This is a genomic window from Wolbachia endosymbiont of Drosophila barbarae (assembly GCF_044752445.1).
Lineage (GTDB): Bacteria > Pseudomonadota > Alphaproteobacteria > Rickettsiales > Anaplasmataceae > Wolbachia > Wolbachia pipientis.
In genome coordinates this window covers 1-1,736 of record NZ_JBIXJM010000143.1, presented here as the reverse complement: position 1 = coordinate 1,736, position 1,736 = coordinate 1, and the positions used below count along the sequence as shown (strand labels likewise).

At 36.9% G+C, this 1,736-nt stretch carries 2 pseudogenes; one reads left to right on the top strand and one right to left on the bottom strand.

The annotated features are described in order from the left end of the window. Positions 1 to 295 precede the first annotated feature (295 nt). Positions 296 to 397 (top strand): annotated as a pseudogene (locus ACIPNH_RS02410) (WPE palindromic element domain-containing protein); the annotation flags it as partial. A 39-nt stretch (positions 398 to 436) separates the two neighbouring features. Here the strand turns inward: ACIPNH_RS02410 and ACIPNH_RS02405 are convergent. Then, positions 437 to 1,172: pseudogene (locus tag ACIPNH_RS02405) on the bottom strand (WD_0702 family putative metalloprotease). Positions 1,173 to 1,736 lie beyond the last annotated feature (564 nt).

Below are 1,736 nucleotides of genomic sequence, written 5' to 3'. Positions count from 1 at the left end.
TTTCGTCGTGCTGTTGATTCTGCCTTCCTATGACCTGTTCGGACTATTATGAGAAATGCTATAACTTCTATAGCTAAAAGATTTACCAACAACCGTCATTCCGCTACGTGTTAGCTGATGAGATACCGCGCACAACTGTACGAACATTCATTCTTAAAGGTAAACTGCACAGCAAATGGTGTCATTCCAGTGCTTGACACTGGAATCCAGCCTTGCCGTAATCTCATCAAGAACGTTATGTTTTAACATAAGATCAGCCACTTTTATGCTTACCAACTTAGTGCCCAATCCAAATTCCTGGATTCCAGTGTCAAGCACTGGAATGACACCATCTACTACTCAAATTACCTGCAAATTGCAATGTTCGTACACCAAAAGAATGAATCGCGGTATGACGGTTCGCGGCGGTATGACGTAGGAAAACCTGCACTATAAGCTAATCATCATCTCCAAATATAGAGCTAATTTTTTTGCCCCCAGGAGAAAATTTGTTAGTCCAACTGCTTTGCACTTTGGTTACATCTTTAAAGACAGTTTTTGCTGTATTCCTTGATTTCTTTATCTACTCTCTCCATTATTTGTGGATCCAGGTAGCTCTTTTTCCATTGGTCAGTAGCAAGAAAAACTTTGTTTAAATCTTGAGTGCGGATTAAGTATTCTTTATCTTTAGGGTAAACCTCCTGCGCCCAAGCAAATAGCTCAAAATAGCGTGCAAATAATTCAGATGCGCGTGATTTTGCAGTTTGATAAGCCTTTATCCCCTTAAATATGACTTGGCCGATAATTTTCTGCACAAGAATATTTGACTGCTTTAAGTTCTGCTCAATATCTTGATAAACTTTATGGAGAAATTCCTGTTCTAAACTTAAGTTCAGTTCATTTTCAACCATATGTGAAAGTTCATGCACTATAATATATGGGTTTGACCTTCTTAGCACAATAACATATCTATTTACACCAGAAGACCTGATTGTCTTACACACTCCCTCTTCCATATCCACTAATCCCTCTTGGTATATTTCAAATGAGAGCCTGTTTTGCTTTATTAGTGATAAAGTGAGGTTTAATGTGTTCCTGAACTTCTCAAATTGATAGAGATATTCGACATACCGTATTGCATTTTCACTGCTTCCTACTTGAGTTGCTTGTTTTATTAAATTCCTGATTAGCATACCTTATTATTAAAGGAATTCTTTTTATACTCAAGAATTGATTGGCTACAAAGTGTTTTTAGGAAGCCTGATTGCATAGCTAAAGTAATTCATGTTTACTGATAACCGTCATACCGCGATTCATTCCATAGCTGTACGAACATTGTGATTTGAGAGCAATTTCCATAAGGGAGGATGTCATTCCAGTGCTTAGCACTGGAATCCAACCTTTCCATAATCATCAAAACATTGTATTTTAACGTAAAACAGCTATTTTTATGCTCACCAACTTAATAAAATTCCTGGATCCAAGTAGTCAGGGCACTGGGATGACATTACAGGGGCACTGAAATGACACCATTTTCGGTCTCTTAAATTGCTTTAGCCATAAATATTTAAGAAATTTACTAAATAAAAAAAAGGCAAAAGAAGCCCCATGGTGGTTGGCTATTTACTATGTACTAAAATATCGGCGTTTTTTTTATTCTAAAACGCTTGATTAAGAGCGATTTAGCTGCTTTTAACTTGCAACTAACCTACACCGCAAGTGTTTAAGAAATTTACTAAGCAGGAAAAAAGGCAAAG